The organism is Myxococcales bacterium, from assembly GCA_016717005.1.
Taxonomy (GTDB): Bacteria; Myxococcota_A; Polyangia; order Haliangiales; family Haliangiaceae; genus UBA2376.
In genome coordinates this window covers 406,269-424,613 of record JADJUF010000038.1, presented here as the reverse complement: position 1 = coordinate 424,613, position 18,345 = coordinate 406,269, and the positions used below count along the sequence as shown (strand labels likewise).

General features: G+C 74.4%; 18 protein-coding genes. 12 read left to right on the top strand and 6 right to left on the bottom strand.

Annotation, left to right across the window (positions count from 1 at the left end; genetic code table 11):
- Positions 1–208: 208 nt before the first annotated feature.
- From IPL61_30820 to IPL61_30790, 7 genes are all read left to right on the top strand, one after another.
- On the top strand, positions 209–967 hold the full coding sequence (locus tag IPL61_30820; GenBank protein ID MBK9035603.1) for a TIGR02450 family Trp-rich protein: 759 nt from the start codon (positions 209–211) through the stop codon (positions 965–967).
- Between the two features lie 129 nt (positions 968–1,096).
- Positions 1,097–4,444, top strand: coding sequence for a PAS domain S-box protein (locus IPL61_30815; protein MBK9035602.1), 3,348 nt, complete (start codon positions 1,097–1,099; stop codon positions 4,442–4,444).
- A 97-nt stretch (positions 4,445–4,541) separates the two neighbouring features.
- On the top strand, positions 4,542–5,468 hold the full coding sequence (locus IPL61_30810; protein MBK9035601.1) for a GNAT family N-acetyltransferase: 927 nt from the start codon (positions 4,542–4,544) through the stop codon (positions 5,466–5,468).
- 197 nt (positions 5,469–5,665) lie between these two features.
- A complete protein-coding gene (locus IPL61_30805; protein MBK9035600.1) occupies positions 5,666–6,646 on the top strand; it encodes an NDP-sugar synthase in 981 nt (326 codons plus the stop codon).
- Between the two features lie 118 nt (positions 6,647–6,764).
- The gene (locus tag IPL61_30800; protein MBK9035599.1) at positions 6,765–7,331 is read left to right on the top strand and encodes a hypothetical protein; all 567 of its coding nucleotides are present in this window, start codon (positions 6,765–6,767) and stop codon (positions 7,329–7,331) included.
- A 205-nt stretch (positions 7,332–7,536) separates the two neighbouring features.
- Positions 7,537–8,223: a hypothetical protein gene (locus IPL61_30795; protein ID MBK9035598.1), complete on the top strand. Its 687-nt coding sequence runs from the start codon at positions 7,537–7,539 to the stop codon at positions 8,221–8,223.
- Between the two features lie 167 nt (positions 8,224–8,390).
- Entirely contained in the window at positions 8,391–10,328 is a 1,938-nt protein-coding gene (locus IPL61_30790) for a DUF4157 domain-containing protein (protein MBK9035597.1), read from the top strand.
- 11 nt (positions 10,329–10,339) lie between these two features.
- On the opposite strand, the gene IPL61_30785 is transcribed toward IPL61_30790, so the two are convergent.
- From IPL61_30785 to IPL61_30770, 4 genes are read right to left on the bottom strand one after another with little or no spacing between them, the layout of a single operon-like run.
- Positions 10,340–10,963: a ZTL protein gene (locus IPL61_30785; protein MBK9035596.1), complete on the bottom strand. Its 624-nt coding sequence runs from the start codon at positions 10,961–10,963 to the stop codon at positions 10,340–10,342.
- Between the two features lie 42 nt (positions 10,964–11,005).
- Positions 11,006–11,386: a type II toxin-antitoxin system Phd/YefM family antitoxin gene (locus tag IPL61_30780; protein MBK9035595.1), complete on the bottom strand. Its 381-nt coding sequence runs from the start codon at positions 11,384–11,386 to the stop codon at positions 11,006–11,008.
- Between the two features lie 58 nt (positions 11,387–11,444).
- Positions 11,445–11,822, bottom strand: a complete 378-nt coding sequence (locus IPL61_30775) for a hypothetical protein (protein MBK9035594.1) — start codon at positions 11,820–11,822, stop codon at positions 11,445–11,447.
- A gap of 2 nt (positions 11,823–11,824) precedes the next feature.
- Positions 11,825–12,610: a Stp1/IreP family PP2C-type Ser/Thr phosphatase gene (locus IPL61_30770; protein ID MBK9035593.1), complete on the bottom strand. Its 786-nt coding sequence runs from the start codon at positions 12,608–12,610 to the stop codon at positions 11,825–11,827.
- Between the two features lie 86 nt (positions 12,611–12,696).
- Between IPL61_30770 and IPL61_30765 the strand changes: the two genes are divergently transcribed.
- Both IPL61_30765 and IPL61_30760 read left to right on the top strand, forming a co-directional pair.
- Positions 12,697–12,837: a hypothetical protein gene (locus IPL61_30765; protein ID MBK9035592.1), complete on the top strand. Its 141-nt coding sequence runs from the start codon at positions 12,697–12,699 to the stop codon at positions 12,835–12,837.
- A 12-nt stretch (positions 12,838–12,849) separates the two neighbouring features.
- Complete coding sequence (locus IPL61_30760; protein ID MBK9035591.1) at positions 12,850–14,964, top strand: DnaJ domain-containing protein; 2,115 nt, start codon at positions 12,850–12,852, stop codon at positions 14,962–14,964.
- 3 nt (positions 14,965–14,967) lie between these two features.
- On the opposite strand, the gene IPL61_30755 is transcribed toward IPL61_30760, so the two are convergent.
- The gene (locus tag IPL61_30755; GenBank protein MBK9035590.1) at positions 14,968–15,288 is read right to left on the bottom strand and encodes a hypothetical protein; all 321 of its coding nucleotides are present in this window, start codon (positions 15,286–15,288) and stop codon (positions 14,968–14,970) included.
- Positions 15,288–15,587, bottom strand: coding sequence for a hypothetical protein (locus tag IPL61_30750; protein MBK9035589.1), 300 nt, complete (start codon positions 15,585–15,587; stop codon positions 15,288–15,290). The genes IPL61_30755 and IPL61_30750 overlap by 1 nt, the downstream gene beginning before the upstream one ends.
- A gap of 97 nt (positions 15,588–15,684) precedes the next feature.
- Between IPL61_30750 and IPL61_30745 the strand changes: the two genes are divergently transcribed.
- The 3 genes from IPL61_30745 to gatA are packed head-to-tail and all read left to right on the top strand — an operon-like array spanning position 15,685 to position 18,213.
- A complete protein-coding gene (locus IPL61_30745; GenBank protein ID MBK9035588.1) occupies positions 15,685–16,428 on the top strand; it encodes a FadR family transcriptional regulator in 744 nt (247 codons plus the stop codon).
- 8 nt (positions 16,429–16,436) lie between these two features.
- On the top strand, positions 16,437–16,736 hold the full coding sequence (gene gatC / locus IPL61_30740) for an Asp-tRNA(Asn)/Glu-tRNA(Gln) amidotransferase subunit GatC (GenBank protein ID MBK9035587.1): 300 nt from the start codon (positions 16,437–16,439) through the stop codon (positions 16,734–16,736).
- A gap of 4 nt (positions 16,737–16,740) precedes the next feature.
- Complete coding sequence (gatA, locus tag IPL61_30735) at positions 16,741–18,213, top strand: Asp-tRNA(Asn)/Glu-tRNA(Gln) amidotransferase subunit GatA (GenBank protein ID MBK9035586.1); 1,473 nt, start codon at positions 16,741–16,743, stop codon at positions 18,211–18,213.
- Positions 18,214–18,345: the final 132 nt, after the last annotated feature.

Below are 18,345 nucleotides of genomic sequence, written 5' to 3'. Positions count from 1 at the left end.
GCCAAGAGTTCACAACTACTGGCGGCCGCCCTCGCTGCGTCGCGGCCGAAGCGAGAGGACTGGAGGGGACGCTGTCAACGTCGACGACTATGGGACCCCCCATGCGTCGCGGCCGACGGGGAGCGCGTCGATCGGCCGCGGTCCAAGACCAAAGGTTGTCAACGTTGACACGTCCCCTCCCGACCGCGGCGGGCGCTATCGTGTGCGGGTGAGCCTGGCGCCGACCCGTCCCGATCGACTGATCGGCAGCGCGTGGACGCGCGTCGACCGCGCGTGGCGCCATCGTCACTGGGAGATCGTGGGGCGGGAGGGCGACGAGGTCATCCTCGCCGCAGTGCTCGAACGCGCGTGCCAGCACCGCGTGCGCTGGCGGGCGCTCCGCGACCGCGCGGTGTGGCGGCCGGGCTGGCGGCGCGTGGTCGATGACGGCGATGGCACCGATGGCACCGATGGCACCGATGGCACCGATGGCACCGATGGCACCGATGGCACCGATGGCACCGGGGGCGCCGGTGCCGCCGATGGCACCGATGGCACCGATGGCACCAGTGCCGCCGCTGACGGCGCTGACGGCGCTCACGGCGCTGACGCCGCTGGCCGGGGCGACCCGACCGGGGTTGCCCGGCGGAGCCATGCGCACGGGAAGGCGCTGGCGATCGACGGGATTCAGGCGATGACGGCGCGCAAGGACTGGGCAATTCGGGATCTGGTCGCGCGCCTGGAACTTGCCGGTAAAGGCTGGCAGACGGTCGACCACTGGGAAGCGGATCTGCAGGCGGTCGGGGTCGCGTCAGCACGCGCACCACGCCGGCTCGTCTACATCTCCACGTTCTCACGGGCTCCAGGTCGCTATTACTACCAATGCGAGTCGCCCGCTGGGCAAGGTGACCACTACACGACTGGGGCACATGGCGAGGACGTCGACTACGACACGTTGGTGGGCGCGCTGAAGGCGCATCTCGGATGAGCGACCTGACCGCAGGGACATCGAGGCCTCCGCCACGACATGCTATCGTGCGATCGCGATCTGTCTCGCGAAGGACGCCGCGTCCACCCGCGCACGTGACCGACGGCCTCGCAGGACCAGGAGCGTGACGTGCGGGCTTGGCTCGAGAACTTCTTTCAGCACTCGCTCGACGGCGTGCTCCTCACCCGGACTGACGGCACGATCGTGCGCGCCAATCCGGCGGCGTGTCGCGCGCTCGAACGCAGCGAGGCTGATCTCTGCCAGATCGGCCTCGCCGGGCTCGTCGAGTCGGGCGCGCGGCTGGAGGACGTCATGGCGCAGCGGGCCGCTGATGTGCCGCTCGCCGTCGACCTGACCTTCTGCCTGCCGAGCGGCGAGCGCTTGCCCGCCGAGATCACCCTGGGGCGCCTGCCCGCGAGCCAGGACCCCGCGGTCGACTACGTCATGCTCCGTGACCTGCGCGCGCACCGTCGCGCGGAGGCCGTCCTGCGCGCGGCGCAACGCACCCTCCTGCTGCTGACGAGGTGCAACGAGGAGGTCCTCCGCGCGTCGTCGGAGGACGCGCTCTTTGGCGCGGTCTGCCGGGTGATGGTCGAGGTGGGTGGCTACCGGATGTGCTGGGTGGGGATCGCCGAGCACGACGTGGCGCGCACGGTGCGGCCGGTCGCGCGCGCCGGCGACGATGACGGCTACCTCGACGTCGTGGGCGTCGAGTGGTCCGACGGTCCCCTCGGCAACGGCCCCGTCGGCCAGGCGATCCGCAGCGGGCAGGCGGTCGTCGGCCACGACTTCGCGCACGACGAGGCCCTGCGCCCGTGGGCGGCGGACGCGGTCGCCCGGGGGTATCGCTCGGCCACCTCGCTCCCCATCGTCCACGAGGGCGAGCGCCTCGGCGCGATCACCATGTACTCGGGCCAGCTCGATTCCTTCGACGCGGCCGAGGTGGCGCTGCTCGGCGACCTGGCGCGCAACGTCGCCTACGGCGTGACCGTGCTCCGTCAGCGCGCCGCCCGCGTCGCGGCCGAAGACGCACGCGAGGAGCTGATCGTGGCGTTGGCGGCCGAGAAGGAGCGCCTGGCGGTGGCCGTCGAGGAGGCGCGCGCCCGGGCGGCCGAGCTGGAGGCGGTCCTCGACGCGGTGCCGGCCGGCGTCTTCATCGTCCGGGACCGCGAGGCGCGGCACGTCCACGCGAACCGCTTTGGCGCGCAGCTCCTCGGCCAGCCCCACGGTGCCAGCGTGGCCGTGGGCGCACCAGCCGGCGAGCGCCCGACGAACCTCAAGATCATGCGAGGTGGCATCGAGGTGGCGCCCGTGGACCTGCCCGGACGGATCGCCGCCGCGCAAGGCGTGACGGTGTCGGACTACGAGTTCGAGGTCGTCTACAGCGATGGCTCCGTCCGCCACCTGCTCGGCGGCGCCTCGCCGCTGCGCGACGCGAACGGCGACATCATCGGCTCCGCGGGCGCGTACGTGGACGTCACCGCCCGGCGGGAAGCGGAGGCGGCGCACCGCCGCAGCGAGGCGCTCCTCAAGGCGATCACGGACGCCGTGCCCGATCCGATCTTCCTCAAGGACACCGCGGGCCGCTGGATGTTCGCCAACCCGGCCGCGCTCGAGGTGCTGGGCAAGACCCTCGAGGAGGTGATCGGCAAGACCGACCTGGAGATCACCGCCGACCAGACCGCGGCCGCCCCGATCGAGGACGTCGACCGTCGGGTGATGAGATCGGGCGTGGTCGAGGTGCTCGACGAGGTCGTGCCGACGCCCAGCGGCGACCGGCGGTTCCGCTCCACCAAGGCGCCCTTCCGCGATCCCGCGGGCGCGATCGCGGGCGTCGTCGGCTGCGCGTTCGACATGACCGAGCTCAAGGCCGCCGAGGCGAGCCGCGAGCGGCTCATCACCGCGATCGAGCAGGCCGCCGAGAGCGTCGTCGTCACCGACCCGGACGGCAACATCGAGTACGCCAACCCGGCCTTCGAGGAGATCACGGGCTACAGCCGCGCCGAGGCGCTGGGCAAGAACCCGCGGTTCCTCAAGAGCGGCCAGCACGACGAGGCCTTCTACCGCGCGCTGTGGGCCACGCTCACCAGCGGGCAGACCTGGCGCGGCCGCCTCGTCAACAGGCACAAGAGCGGCCGGCTCTATACCGAGGAGGCCTCGATCTCACCGGTGCGCGACCCGCACGGGCAGGTCACCAGCTACGTCGCCGTCAAGCGCGACATCACCCGCGACCTCGACCTCGAGAGCCAGCTGCGCCAGGCGCAGAAGATGGAGGGCATCGGGCGCCTCGCGGGCGGCATCGCCCACGACTTCAACAACCTGCTGTCGGTGATCCTCAGCTACGCGACCTTCGCCAGCGAGGCGCTCGTCGAGGGCGACCCGGTGCGCGACGACGTGCGCGAGATCAACCGCGCCGCGGAGCGCGCCGCGACGCTGACCCGCCAGATCCTCGCGTTCAGCCGCAAGCAGGTGCTGCAGCCGGTGGCGCTCGACCTCAACCACGTCCTCGGCGAGATGGAGAAGATGCTGCGGCGGGTGATCGGCGAGGACATCGCGCTGTTGCTGGTCACCGATCCGGACCTCGGCAGGGTCACCGTCGATCCGAGCCAGATCGACCAGGTCGTGATGAACCTCGCCATCAACGCGCGCGACGCGATGCCGCGCGGGGGCACGCTCACGATCTCGACCGCCAACGTCGAGCACGACGCGGACTACCTCGCGCGTCACCCGACCGGCGTGGCGGGCCCCCACGTCCGGCTGACGATGACCGACTCAGGGGCCGGCATGGACGAGACCACCGTCGCGCGCATCTTCGAGCCGTTCTTCACGACCAAGGGGGTCGGGAGCGGGACGGGCCTTGGGCTGTCCACCGTCTACGGCATCGTCAAGCAGAGCGATGGGTCGATCTCGGTCACGAGCGCGCCGGGGCGAGGCACCACCTTCGAGATCGACCTCCCGCGCCGGGCGGGCGCGTCGACGCGCCTGGCGAGTCCACCGCCGGTCGCGAGCGCCTCGCCCGCCACGGAGACCGTGCTCGTCGTCGACGACAACGACGGGGTGCGCTCGCTGACCCAGCGGATCCTCGCCGGCGCCGGATACACCGTGCTGGTCGCGGCCAACGGCGGCGAGGCGCTCTTGCACAGCGAGCGGCACGCGGGCCCCATCGACCTCGTCGTGACCGACGTCGTGATGCCGCTCCTCGGCGGCCCCGAGCTGGTCACGCGGCTGTCCCAGGACCGCCCTGGCGTCCGGGCCCTCTACATGTCCGGCTACGCGGATGACGCCGTCGGCAACCACGGCCTGATCGACGCGGACGCGGCGTTGCTGGCGAAGCCGTTCACGCCCAAGGACCTGGTGCGCAAGGTGCGGGACGCGCTCGACGCGCCCCGGCGACACCCTCACGGCGAGCGTCCCGACTCGGAGGTGCCACAGGAGTTCTCCGACGGGGGGGAGCGGGGGCCGACGACGATGCGGTAGTGCGACAGCGGGTCGGGCGGCACGCGCGCGCAGTGTACCGCCGCTCCGCCGCGAATCTTTCCGGCGTCCGAACGCGCGGTGGTAAAATCCGGCGGTGATGGTGGCGACGATCGACGAGCTGACGGCGGCGGATCTGCCGGCGGCGCGGACGTTGCTCGCCGCGGCCTGCGCGTTCGATCGCGCGGCCGAGGTCGCCGAGGAGAAGCTCCTGGGGCACGCGCCGCACGGCGCGCCCCACGCGTTCGCGGCCCGGGCCGACGGCGCGCTGGTCGGGGTCGCGACCGCCAGCGGCGATCGGATCCGGCTGCTCGCGGTCGCGCCGCACGCGCGCGGCCAGGGGATCGGCACGGCGCTCTTGCACGCGTGCGAGGAGACGATCTGGGCCGGCGCCCACCGGTGGGCGCGCGTGCTCGACGAGCCCGGCAACTACCTGGCGCCCGGCGTCGACGTCGACAACCACGAGACGCTGGCGTGGCTGGGCCGCCGCGGCTACGTCCGCCGCGACGAGCACGAGAACCTGGTCGTCGACGTGCGCGCCAACCCGCGGATCAGCGCCGCGCGCGCCACCGAGCTGGCCGAGCGCTGCGCCGACCGCGGCTACACGCTCCGGCGGGCCCGCGCCGACGAGCTCGACGCGCTGTCGGCGGCGATCTCGATCGGTTTCGGCGGCGCGTGGCCGTTCGAGATCGAGCGCGCGGCCGGCCACGCGCCGTGCGGCCTGCACCTGGCCGAGCACCACGGCCGCATCGCCGCGTTCGCCGCCCACGACGGCAACAACCGCGGGCTCGGCTGGTTCGGGCCCGCCGGCACCTGGCCCGAGCACCGCGGCCAGGGCCTGGGCGAGGCGCTCTTGATCGCCTGCCTGGTCGACGTCGCGGCCCACCACCCGCGCGCGGAGATCGCCTGGATCGGCCCGCGCGAGTTCTACGAGCGTGCGCTCGGGCCGATGACCACGCGCCGCTTCGCCGCGATGGCCCGGCACACGCCGAGCCGGCGCACGACCGTGCCGCCGATGATGCGGTGATCCACCGATGGCCACGATCGCCTGGCTCGACCGGTGGCAACTCGACGAGCGCGCGCTCGGGCCGATGACCACGCGCCGGTTCGCCGCGATGGCCCGGCACACGCCGACCCGGCGCACGACCGTGCCGCCGAGGATGCGGTGATCCACCGATCGCCACGAGGTTGCCCACCGCCCGGCGCCGGTGCGATGGTGGCGCCATGACGCGCGCGATGTTGCTCTGCGCTGGCTACGGCACGCGGCTGGGGGCCCTGTCCGATCAGCGCCCCAAGCCGATGTTGCCGGTGTGCGACCTGCCGATCCTGCGGTTCGGGATCGCGCAGCTCGTCGCCCACGGCGTGCGCGACCTGGTCATCAACGTCCACCACCGCGGCGACGTGATCGAGCGCGAGCTGGGCGACGGCGCCGCGCTGGGCGCGCGCATCCAGTACAGCCCCGAGGACGTCATCCTCGGCACCGGCGGCGGGCTCAAGCGCGCGCTGCCGCTGCTCGATCCCGACGGCGCCGACGCCCCGTTCGTCTCGATGAACGGCAAGCTGATCTTCGACGTCGACGTCACCGGCCTGCTCGCGGCGTTCGCGCGCGACCCCGAGGCGCTGGGCATGATGGTCGTGCGGCGCGTGCCCGACGCGGTCGCCTGGGGCGCGGTCGACGTGCGCGACGACGACGGCCGCGCGCGCGTGCGCGACGTGCTCGGCGACGGCGCCCACATGTTCTGCGGCGTCCACGTCACCCGGCCGAGCGTGGTCGCGCGCCTGCCCGACGGCGAGGCCTGCATGATCCGCCAGGGCTACCTGCCGTGGATGCGCGCCGGCGCCGCGGTCGCGGCGTTCGAGCACGGGGACGGCTACTTCGCCGAGCACTCGACCCCGGCCCGCTACCTCGAGAGCAACTGGGCGCTGCTCGACGGCACCCCGCTGGCCCACCCGCCGGGGCCGCTGATCGGGATCGACCCGAGCGCCACGATCGCCGCGGGCGCCGAGGTGCGCGCGCCCGTGCGGATCGGCGCGGGCGCCCACGTCGGGGCCGGCGCGGTGGTCGGGCCGCACGCCGTCGTCGGCGCGGGCGCGGTGGTCGAGCCAGGGGCGCGACTCGAGCGCACGGTGGTGTGGGCGGGCGCGACGGCGGCCGGGGTGCTGCGCGACGCGATCGTCACCGCGACCGGCGTGACCCAGGCGTAGCTGTCGAAGATCCGCCGTCGCCACGCGCGCGAGTTGCGCGATCCCTGACGATCGCGACCAGGCGACGCGGAGTTGCGCCGCTGCGCCGGCCGGTACGCGCCGTGCAAACGCTCAAGACGTGGCCCGCCTCGCCCTCGCCGTCCTCGCCGCGATCGCGGTCCCGGCGACCGCGTGGGCCGAGCGGCCGGCCTCGGTCGCGCTCGGCATCGGCGCCAGCGTCGACTCGACCCCGCTGGGCGTGCGCGCGGTGTCGGCGCCGATCGCGATCGACGTGGGCGCGAGCCTGGCCGCGCCGCTGTGGTGGCACGCCGGCGCCACCTTCGGCAGCGGCGCGCTGGCCGACGAGCTCGGCGACGGCCACACGGTCGCCGTGCGCACCGGCCCCCGGCTCGAGCGCTGCTGGGACGGCGATCTGTGCGTCGGCGTCGGCGTCGAGGCCGGGTGGAGCCACGCCCGCTGGGCCCTGGCCGCCGCCGACGCCACCGTCACCACCGACGCGATCGAGGCGACCGCCCAGCTCCACGCCGCGATCGCCATCGACGCGCGCCGCAAGGTGTTCCTGGCCGCGGCCGCCGGCCCGAGCGTGCGCTACGCGCTGGCGATCGACGACGCGGCCGGCCTGGTCATGGGCGACCGCGTCGACGCCGGCCTCGCGATCGGCGTGCGGCTGGTGGTCCGGAATTGAGTTCCAGCGGGTTCGTCGCCGAACCCAGGCAGGTGTCGGGCGCTCCGTGGTTCGTGGCCGGGCCCGCGCCAGGTCGGCACCTCGAGGGTTAGCCCCGACAGGGCCCCACCCAGAGCGCCCCCCCGGCGCGTGGACCTCCGGAACCGCGCGCGCGCGCCGATGGCGTCGCGCCGACGACCCGCGTACGATCGCGCCTGGGGGTCTCATGCCGCGTCACGCCTGGTTGCTCACGTGTGTCCTGACCGCGGCCGCGCTCACGCCGACCGTCGCGCGCGCCGGCGACGGCGACGATCCGGGCGATCCGCGCGCGGCGATGATCGCGCGCCTGCTCGACGTCGACGTCGGCGACGCCGGCGTCACCTGGAGCGCGCTCGAGGAGGGCTGCGGCCTCGACTGCGAGTACGTCGCCTGGGGCGGCTGCTGGCTCGACGCCGGCGCCGCCGATTGCGAGGTCAAGGTCTACGACGCGAGCACGCGCAAGACCCGCACGGTCAAGGCGCGCGACGCCAACCACGACCCCGACGCCCGCGCCCGCGCGGTGGCCGAGCTCGACAAGCTGCTGGCCAACGTCGGCGAGAACCCGGTCTGGCTGACCGAGCATCGCTTCGAGACGCCGCCGGTGGACGTCGCGACCTGGAACGTGACCTTCAAGTGGAACTGGAAGAAGCTCACGGTCACGGTCTTCGACGGCAAGAAGAAGAAGCGCGCGGTCAAGGCGCCGCGCCTGCGCAAGGGCCTGGGCGTGTCCTCGGCCGCGATCTGGTACACGATCGCCGAGGACGGCTCCGCCGGGCACGCGGTGCTGCGCGTCCACGGTGAGGGCGACGAGGGCGAGGTCGGCGAGGCCACCGCGGTGGTCGAGCTGCCCGGCCTGCACCTGCCGCAGCAGTAGCGCCTCTGAGCGCTGGGAGTCGCGCGCGTCGGGTGCCGTCGGGTGGGGCCAGCGATTGGTCGTGCGGGACCGACCGTCCCGACGTCTTCCCGGCCTGGGCGCGACGCGAGGCTTGAGGTTCGGCGGAGCGTGACAGGTACGGTGATGGCACCCACCCGAACCACGCGATCCGAGCACTTGCACAGGTCCGACGCCGGCACAGCCCTGCTGATGCGACCAGGCATGGACTTTCAGGCTCGCGCCTGCATGGCCCTCGACGATCCCACGCCAGCACCCACGCGCGCGGCCGGCAAGCGCACGCTCACCCAGGCCCTACCGAGATCGAGCGTCCAGCCGTCGGGACCCTCGTCTGCGGAGGCACCGGCGCGCGGCCGCACACCGCTCGGCGACGACCCGTTCGGACTGCACCAGATCGTCGACGCCGCCAACGCCTCTCCTGCCCAGGCCTGCCACCAGCGACGCGATCGCGGTTCGAGGCGTCGCTCGGCGGCAGCCTGGCCGAGGTCCGGTTGCACGACGGCCCCGCGTCGGCCACCGCTGCGGCCCACCTCGACGCGCGCGCGTTCGCCAACGGCCACGACATCCACTTTGCGGCTGGCGCCTACGCGCCTGGCACGCCCGACGGCGATCACCTGCTGGCCCACGAGGTCGCGCACACGCGTCAGCACGACGGCGCGTCGGGGCTGCACCGCGCTGCCACGGTTGGGCCGAGCGACGACCCCGCCGAGCACGAGGCCGACGTCGCCGCCGATGCGATGCTGGTGGGCGCGCCCGCGCTGATCGCGACCCCCGCGACCGCGACGATCGCCCGGTCCCCGACCCGCGCCGCCCCGACTGCTCCGGGCGCCCGGGGCGACACCGGCGCGCGGGCGTGGCGCGACGGCCAGCTGATCCGCGTCGCGCCTGCGCGCCTGTCGCCAGCCCAGGCGAGCGCTGCGTTCGCCGCGGCGGATTTGGCACCAGCCAAGCCGATCACCAGGGAGGCGCTGCGCACCTACGAGCGCCTCACCGAGCCCACCCCACCGGCCGCCGATCTCGCTCGCGCTGTCGAGGCCTTGCCGCACTACGCCCTCCCAGCGCTGGTGACTCTGCAGCGCGATCACAGGCGCGTGGTCAACCTGGCGAGCGTCCTCGGCGTCGACCTGGCGAGCCCCATCGAAGACGCCGAGCAGACCGCGGTGGCCGGCGCGGTGCGCGGCCACCGCCAGGGTGCGGGTGACATCAGCCAGACGGCGGGCGTCACCCTCGAGGCCGACCTGGCGGTCATGGCGGTCCGCGACCAGGAGGCCGGCCTCGGCGATGAACTGGCAGGCGCCGACCACGCCTACGACCGGCTCGTCAGCCATCGCAAGATCGCCGACGTCGGACGCGAGCGCGCCGAGGCCGAGGGCGCCGTGCGCAGGGCAGAGCGCGCCCGCGACAAGGATGCTGGGGCGATCGCGAACTTGTTCAGCTCCGTCGGCAAGTCCATCAAGGGCCTGGCCAAGTGGACCTCGAAACCCGAGGAGGCGGTCGGCGAGCTCGTCGAGGCGGCTGGCGGCCTGTTCGCGTGGTTCACACGCGAGCACGACGCCCCCCAGATCGCCTCCGCCCGGGCCGAGCTCGTCAGCATCCAGCGCGCGCTGCAGACGGCCACCGATGACGAGGCCTACGCCGAGCTGACCGCCGCGGCCGACCACGTCGGGCGGACGATCGATCGCCTCGCCGCGCTGGCACGGCAGGTGAGCGCGGCCAAGAAGCTGCGCGCGCAGAGCTACGCCACGCTCGGCAAGCGCCTGGCGAACGGCACCGACCCTCGGCTGGGCGGCAAGAACCGAATCGAAGGGCTCATCACCCAGATCCCGATGCTCGAGGAGTGGCTGGCGCGGGCTGGCCACATCGAGACCTCGCCGCTGCGCACGCTGCCCGAGCTGGAGAGCCTGATCGCGTACGGTCGCAGCCACGGCAACGACTACGAGGCCTACGGTCGGTGGGCGCTCGCGACCCTGCCGTGGCTCGCCGACTCGATCGATGCGCTGCGTGGCCACTACGCCCGTCGCCTGCGGGAGGCGACGAGCCTGGCGCAGCAGACGCGCGCGCTCGGGGCCCGGGACGACGACGACTGACCGTCGCGCGCTCAGGCCCGGACCGCGGCGGCGACGATCGGCCGGGCCCAGGCCGGGACCGACGGTAGGTCGACGACGCTGCGCACCGCGCCGCGCTCGAGGTGCAGGACCAGCCGCGGCCGCGGCGCGACGCCGGCCGCGGGGTCGGCGTCATCGGAGTTGTCGTACAGGCGCAGCGCCGCCAGCCCGGGCAGGAGCTCGATCAGGTGCAGCCGGCTGGCGTCGTAGCGGCGGCGCACGTCGGCCGGATCGACGTCGTGGCCGCCGCGCGCGACCCGGGCGCGGATGCGCGCGAGGCTGAGCTCGACCGAGGCCAGCCCGGCGTACCAGACCCGCACCGCGACGCCGAGGCTGATCGCGTGGCGCAGGAGCCGGGGGATCGTGGCGCCGGCCAGCGTCGTCTCGATCGCGAAGTCGAGGCGCTCGGCCAGCGTGCGCTCGAGCAAGCGCACGCCCTGGTGCCAGGCGGCGCTGGCGGCGTCGGCCACGCCGAGGCCCTGGGTCGCGACCAGCGCGGCGGCCTGCTCGTCGGGATCGAAGTAGTCGGCGCCGCGCGCGCGGAAGGCGGCGCCGCCGATGCTGCTCTTGCCGGCGCCGTTGCAGCCGGCCAGCACGTAGACCGTCGGCTCAGGCATCCGCGTAGACCGTCGGCTCAGGCATCCGCGTAGACCGTCGGCTCAGGCATCCGCGCGCGCCGCCGCCACCGCCGCCGCGCCCAGCTCGTCGGGCTCGGCGTCGAACGCCGCCGCCATGCCCGCGCGCGCCGCCGGCGCCTGCATCCGATCCAGCAGCGCGTCGAAGCGCGCGTCGAGCGCGGCCAGGCGATCGCTGCGGCGCGCGGTCAGGGCGCGGTAGTCGTCGATCGACAGCAGCACCGCCCGGGGGACGTCGTGCTTGGTGATGACCACCGGCCCGGTCGTGACCGCGGCGTCGAGCAGCTGCGCGAACCGATGCTTGGCGTCGGTCGCCGAGACCGCGGGCGAGCCGTCGACCGAGCCCGCCGCCAGCGACGTCCAGCCGAGCGCCGGCTCGGCGGCCTGGGGCTGCTTCTTGGTCATGGATCCAAGGTGGATCCGGGAGGTCAAAATGTCCAATACAAACGATAAGACTACAGAACTACTGGCAACCAAGAGTCGGGAGTGCCGCGACCTCCTGGATGCACTTCTCGATGATCTTCCGGGCCGCCTGCTGCGAGCGCACGACCGCGTCAGGGGCGACGTCATCGCGCTGCGCGGTCTCGAGCATGAGCGCCAGGGCCTCGGGCTTGGCCTTCTTCATCTGGCACGCGTCGGCCAGGTCGGCGCGCCCGGGCTGGGCCTGGGCGCACGCGCACAACCGCGCGACCAGGTCGTCGCAGGCGGCGCGGCCGCGGGTGACCTCGACCTCGGGCATCGGCGCCGGCCGCGGCGGCGGGCCCTCGCGCGGCTTCTTCTTGCAGCCCGCCAGGGACAGCGCCCCGACCACGACCACCAGCGCGAGCGTCGCGCGGCGCACGATCAGTCGGCCTCGATCCGGGCCAGGATCGCCGAGATGTTGTCGACGCCGCCGGCGTCGTTGGCGGTGTCGATCAGCCGCTCGACCGCGCCGTCGAGCTCGCGCTCGGTCGAGACGATCACCGCGAGCTGGTCGTCGGTGATCATGCCCGACAGCCCGTCCGAGCACAGGATGTAGCAGTCGCCGACCTGGGGCTTCTCGACGTGGATGTCGACCGCCACCGACTCCTTCATCCCCAGCGCGCGCACGACGACGTTCTTGTGCGGCCAGTTGGCCGCCTCCTCGGCGGTCATCCGCTTCATGCGGATGTAGTCGTTCATGAGCGAGTGGTCCTCGGTGAGCTGGACCAGCTCGCCGTCGCGCAGGCGGTAGCAGCGGCTGTCGCCGACGTGGCCGATGATCACGCGGTCGTCGAGGAAGTACATCGCGACGATCGTCGTGCCCATCCGGCCGCCGGCCTGCTGGGTCCGCTCCCAGATCTCGAGGTTGGCCAGCATGACGCCCTGAGTCATGCGGTTGACCTCGGCCCGCTCCTCGGTGTCGACCTTGTACGGCCAGGTCAGCGGCTGCTGCTCGGCGGTCGCCTCGAAGTAGTCGGTGACCGTGTCGACGGCCAGCCGGCTGGCGACGTCGCCCGACGCGTGGCCGCCCATGCCGTCCGCGACGATCGCGAGCCGGATGCTCGTCGGCAGCGCGATCGAGTCCTCGTTGTGCTCGCGCTTGCGGCCGATGTTGGTCGCGCCGGCGAACCGGACGCGGTGGGGCCCGAGCGGAAACGACGTGCTCACCGTCTGGGAACGTACCACGACGACCGCCGCGTCCGCGATCCGCCTGGCGGGTTGACTCGCGGCGCCGCCCGCTTATCCTCAACGTCATGACGGAACCGACGGTGGCGCTGGCGACCTGGTGGTCGCTGGCCGAGGCCAACTCGACCGTGTTGACGATCGTCGTGGCGATCGTCGCGGCCGCGGCGCTCGCGTTCGTCGGTCACCGGCTCTGGACCCGGCGCCGGTAGCGCCAAGGCCCCGTGATCGTCGCCGAAGGCTCCATCGCGGACCGGCCGTTCCCGCGCACGTTCGCGGCCATCGCGGCGCGCGCGTTCACCGGCGAGCTGATCGTCACCAGCGGCGGTCGGGAGTACCGGATCGGCTGGCGCGACGGCGCGGTGGTGGGCGCGACCAGCCCGCACCCGGCCGACAGCGCCGCCAAGATCGCCGTGACGCTGGGCGTGCTCAGCTCGACCCAGGCCAGCGAGGTCGCGCGCGTGATCGCCGCGAACGCCGGCTGCGACGAGGTCGAGGTGGTGGCGCGGGTGGCGCGGCTGACGTCCGAGATGGTCGGGCGCCTGGCGCGCCGCCTGGCCGCGACCCGCGCCGCGCGGATCTTCTCGATCGAGAGCGGCGAGTTCCAGCTCGACGACACGCCGCCGATGGGCGCGATCACGCCGGTCGACCCGCGCTGGATCATGTACAGCGGCGTGCGCACGCACTACACGATCGATCGCCTCCACCGCGAGGTCTCGCGCCTCGCCGGGGCGATCGAGGTGCCCGAGGACGCGGATCTGTCGGCGTTCGGGTTCGGCGAGGGCGAGGCCGACATCGTCGCGCGCGTGCGCGGCGCCCGCCTGAACCTGCTGCCGCCGCCGGCCGACCTCGACGGACGGGTGGTCGAGGCGATCGCGCTGGTGCTCCTGTCGACCGGCGTGGCCGCGGCGGTGGCCGGCGATCCGATCCCGATGGCGTCACCGGCGGTGCCGGCGTCGCCGCGGACGCGCGTCACGTCGTCCTCGCCACCGCGCGCCCGCGACGCGTCGACCGCGATCCCCAGGCCCCGCGACGCGTCGACCGCGATCCCCAGGCCCCGCGACGCGTCGACCGCGATCTCGCAGCCCCGCGACTCGTCGACCGCGATCTCGCAGCCCCGCGACTCGTCGACCGCGAGCTCGCGGCCCCCCGACCCATCGACCGCGATCCCCCGGCCCCGCGACTCGTCGACCGCGATCCCCAGGGCCCGCGACTCGTCGACCGCGATCCCCAGGGCCCGCGACTCGTCGACCGCGATCCCCAGGGCCCGCGACTCGTCGACCGCGATCCCCCGCGCGGGGACCGCGATCGGCGTGCCGCCGATGCGCTCGACCAGCGCGCCCCCGGTCGGGACCTCCTCGAGCCACGCCTCGGGGCCGATCGAAGCGCCGCGCACGATGACCGGCCCGATCCCCGCGCAGGCCGACCGCCGCTCGACCGGCTCGATCCCGGTGCCGCCGCCCCGCACGATGACGACGCAGATCGCGGTGGCGCCGCCGCCCCGCACCTCGACCGGCTCGATCGCCCCGCCGCCATCATCGCCGGGTCGGCCGCGCCACGGCGCCCGATCCCGGGTCGCCGATCCAGCCCGGGCCCTGGCGCTGATCGCCGAGCGCAAGGCCGCGCTCGAGAGCGGGGCCGATCACTTCGCGATGCTGTCGTTGACCAGCGAGGCCTCGGTCGAGGAGGTCCGCACGGCGTACTTCGAGCTGGCCCGCTACCTCCACCCCGATCGCCTCGCGGCGGCGGGGCTCGCCGATGAGCGGCGCGAGGCCCACCGGGTGTTCGCGCGGATCAACGAGGCCTTCGGCGTGCTCTCGGATCCCGATCGCCGGGCCGAGTACGTGCGGACGATGCGGGCTGGGGGCGCCCACGTGGTCGCGGCCGCGGCCGACGCCGCCGCCGCCAAGGTGCGCGAGGTGATCGGCGGCGAGGAGGCCTACCGCAAGGGCGAGATGGCGCTGCGGCGCATGGAGCTCGAGCTGGCGATCACCCAGTTCCAGGCCGCCGTCGAGCTGAGCCCCGAGGAGGCCGACCACCACGCCATGCTGGGCTGGGCGATCTACGTCGCGGCGCCCGACAAGGCCGCGGCGCTGCCGCTGGCGCGGGGCCACCTGCGCAAGGCGGTCGAGCTGTCGGTCAAGGCTCACCTGCCGCACCTGTTCCTCGGCCGGATCGCGCGCATGGAGGGCGAGGCGACCGCGGCCGTCAACCACCTGCGCCAGGCCGTCGACCTGGCCCCGCACAACCCCGAGGCCGCCGCCGAGCTGCGCGCGGCCGAGGCCATGAAGGCGCGCTCGTCGTCGCGCCCGGGCCTGTTCAGCCGCCCCAAGAAGTAGCGGCTACGCCGGGTCGTCGTCGTCGAGCAGCTCGGCGCCCGCGCCGCTCCAGGCCGACAGCACCGCGCCCAGCTCGGCCGCGACCGTCGACGTCAGCGCGATCGCGGCGTGCTTGCGCCACGCGCCGGCGACCTTGCGCAGCCGCACCACGGCGACCCGCGGCGCGCGCCACGCGCCGGTCGCGGGGTCGAGCTCCTGGTACCGGTAGACGCCGGTCGCCCAGCCGCCCCGCACCCACAGGCGACGCTCGAGCTCGCGCCGGACCTGCGCCCCGTCGACCTCGAGGTCGTAGGCGAGATCGTCGGGGTCGTCGAAGCGCTCCATCAGCCGAGCAGCGGCGCGAGCGCGGCCGCCTCGCCCGCCGTGAACGCGATCAGCATCTCGGACTCGCCGTGGGCGGCGCGCTTGACCTCGACCACCCGCGTCGCCACCTCGACCACCACCGCCGCCCGGGTCATCCGCACCGTGAAGGTCTCGCCGATCTCGAGCAGCAGCGGCCCGCGGAGGCGCGCGCTGATCGCCGAGAGCTCGGTCGCGACGTACATGGCGTAGGGCTCGTGGCCGGCGACCACGACGGCTGCGGAGATCGCCTGGCTGTTCGGGCTCGACTGCGGCTGGGCCACGATCGACAGCTATCACGGGCGTCGCCACGGTCACAAGCGCGCGAAACCCCGGGTGAGGGGCTTTCGCCCCAGGGGTCGGACGAGTTAACCTCTGGCCGTGTCGATCTTGAAGCCGGTCGAGAAGCAACGAGTTGCCGAGGAGATCGTCGAGCAACTGCGCTCGCTGATCCTCACCGGCCAGTATCCGCCTGGCTCGAAGCTGCCGCCGGAGCGCGACCTGTCGAAGCGGCTCGGGGTCAACCGCGCGTCGCTGCGGGAGGCCCTCAAGAAGCTCGAGCACCTGGGGCTCGTGCGCATCCGGCAGGGCGACGGCACCCGGGTCACCAACTTCATGGAGACCGGCGGGATCGAGCTGGTCCAGCACCTGCTGCCGCTGGCCGGGCGCAACCACCCCGAGCTGATCCGCGACATGCTCGAGCTGCGCCGGATCTTCGGGCGCGAGATCGCGCGGCTGGCCGCCTACCGCTCCACCCCCGACAGCCTGGTGCGCCTGCGCGCGCTCGCCGACAAGGCCGACGCCGCCGCGACGCCGACCGAGCTGTTCGAGACCGACTTCGAGTTCTACGTGGCGCTGACCCAGGTGGCGGGCAACACCGTCATGGGCCTGCTCATCAACACGGTGCGCGAGGGCGTGCGCTCGTACATGCCGCTGCTCGCCAACCTGACGGCGTCGCCCGAGGCGGTGCGCGCGCACCACCGGGCGTTGCTCGACGCGGTGACCGCCCAGGACGCGGAGCGCGCGGCCAAGGTCGCCGACGATCACCTGCGGACCGGCGCCGAGCTCGCGGCCCGCATGGGCGGCCGGACCGAGCTGGCGCCGCAGCCGCTGCCGGCGGCCTGACCGGCGCGATGACCGCGGTGCTGACGCGGGCCGAGGTCGAGGAGCTCGCGCACCTGGCGCGGCTGGCGCTCGACGACGCGACGGTCGAGCGGCTGCGGAGCGAGCTCGGCGAGATCCTCGCGCACGTCGCGCACCTGGGCGAGGTCGACACCGACGGGGTCGAGCCGATGACCCACGCGGTCGCGATGACGCTGCGGCTGCGCCCCGACGAGCCCGAGGCGCCGCTGCCGGTCGAGGTCGCGCTGGCCGGCGCCGCGGCGGTGCGCGACGACGGCTTCGTCGTGCCCGCGGTGATCCGCGAGCCGTGACGCGATGACCGCGCTGGTGCACATGACCGCGACCGAGCTGGCTGCGCAGGTGCGGGCCCGGGCGGTGTCGGCGCGCGCGGTCACCGACGCGTTCCTGGGCCGGGTCGACGCGACCGACGCGGCGCTCGGCGCCTACGTCACCGTCGATCACGAGGGCGCCCGGGCCGCGGCCGACGCGCTCGATCGCGCGCTGGCCGACGGCGCCGACGGCGGGCCGCTGGCGGGCGTGCCGGTCGCGATCAAGGACGTGATCGTCACCCGCGACCTGGTGACGACCGCCGCGTCGAAGATCCTGGCCGGCTGGGTGCCGCCCTACGACGCCACCGCGGTCGCGCGCCTGCGCGCCGCCGGCGCGATCATCCTCGGCAAGACCAACTGCGACGAGTTCGGGATGGGCTCGACGACCGAGCACGCGGCGACGCGCACGACCGTCAACCCGTGGGCCGCCGACCGCGTGCCCGGCGGCAGCTCCGGCGGCAGCGCCGCGGCGGTGGCGGCGGCGTCGGCGCCGCTCGCGCTCGGCACCGACACCGGCGGCTCGATCCGGCAGCCGGCGGCGTTCTGTGGCGTGGTCGGGCTCAAGCCGACCTACGGCCGGGTGTCGCGCTGGGGCGCGATCGCCTACGCGTCGTCGCTCGATCAGATCGGCCCGATGGCCGCGACCGTCGCCGACGCCGCGCTCGCGCTCGAGGTGATCGCCGGGCTCGATCCGCGGGACGCGACCTCGATCGACCTGCCGGCGCCGGCGCTGGTGGCCGCGCTCGCGCGCGGCGTGCGCGGCCTGCGCGTCGGCCTGCCGCGCGAGTACCTGCCCGACGATCTCGACGCCGACGTCGCGGCCGCGGTCGCCCGGGCCGCGGCGATGCTCGCCGACGCCGGCGCGACCGTGGTGCCGATGTCGTTGCCGCACACGCGCTACGCGCTGCCGGCGTACTACGTGATCGCCCCGGCCGAGGCCGCGTCCAACCTGGCGCGCTACGACGGCGTCCGGTTCGGCGCGCGCTGCCAGGACCCCGCCGACCTCGACGAGCTCTACGCCCGCACCCGCGGCGAGGGGTTCGGCCCCGAGGTGATCCGCCGGATCATGATCGGCACCTACGTGCTGCGGGCCGGCTCGTACGACGCGTACTACCGCCAGGCCCAGCAGGTGCGGGCGCTGGTGCGCCGCGACTTCGACGAGGCGTTCGCCGACGTCGACGTGGTGCTGGCGCCGGTGGCGCCGACGCCGGCGTGGCCGCGGGGCGCGACGCCGACGCCGCTCGACATGTACCGCGCCGACGTGTTCACGCTGGCGTGCAACCTGGCCGGGCTGCCCGGGCTCGCCCTGCCGTGCGGCGCGACCGCCGCCGGCCTGCCGCTCGGGGTCCAGCTCCTGGGCCGGCCGCTCGACGAGGCGACGCTGTGCGCTGCCGGCGCGGCGATCGAGCGCGCGCGCGGGCCGGCGCCGCGCGCGCCGTGGCCCGAGGGGACGCCGTGACCAGCGCGCCCGCTGCCCGGCCCCCCCGCCCCGCCCCCCCCCCCCCCCCCCCCCCCCCGCCCGGCCCCCCCCCCCCCCCCCCCCCCCCCCCCCGCCCCCCCCCCCCCCCCCCCCGCCCCCCCCCCCCCCCCC

Coding starts and splice junctions, on each gene's coding strand:
- IPL61_30810 (MBK9035601.1), top strand. CDS start 4,542: ATGGTGGCGACGATCGACGAGCTGACGGCGGCGGATCTGCCGGCGGCG.
- IPL61_30805 (MBK9035600.1), top strand. CDS start 5,666: ATGACGCGCGCGATGTTGCTCTGCGCTGGCTACGGCACGCGGCTGGGG.
- IPL61_30795 (MBK9035598.1), top strand. CDS start 7,537: ATGCCGCGTCACGCCTGGTTGCTCACGTGTGTCCTGACCGCGGCCGCG.
- IPL61_30785 (MBK9035596.1), bottom strand. CDS start 10,963: ATGCCTGAGCCGACGGTCTACGTGCTGGCCGGCTGCAACGGCGCCGGC.
- IPL61_30780 (MBK9035595.1), bottom strand. CDS start 11,386: ATGACCAAGAAGCAGCCCCAGGCCGCCGAGCCGGCGCTCGGCTGGACG.
- IPL61_30765 (MBK9035592.1), top strand. CDS start 12,697: ATGACGGAACCGACGGTGGCGCTGGCGACCTGGTGGTCGCTGGCCGAG.
- IPL61_30755 (MBK9035590.1), bottom strand. CDS start 15,288: ATGGAGCGCTTCGACGACCCCGACGATCTCGCCTACGACCTCGAGGTC.
- gatC (MBK9035587.1), top strand. CDS start 16,437: ATGACCGCGGTGCTGACGCGGGCCGAGGTCGAGGAGCTCGCGCACCTG.
- gatA (MBK9035586.1), top strand. CDS start 16,741: ATGACCGCGCTGGTGCACATGACCGCGACCGAGCTGGCTGCGCAGGTG.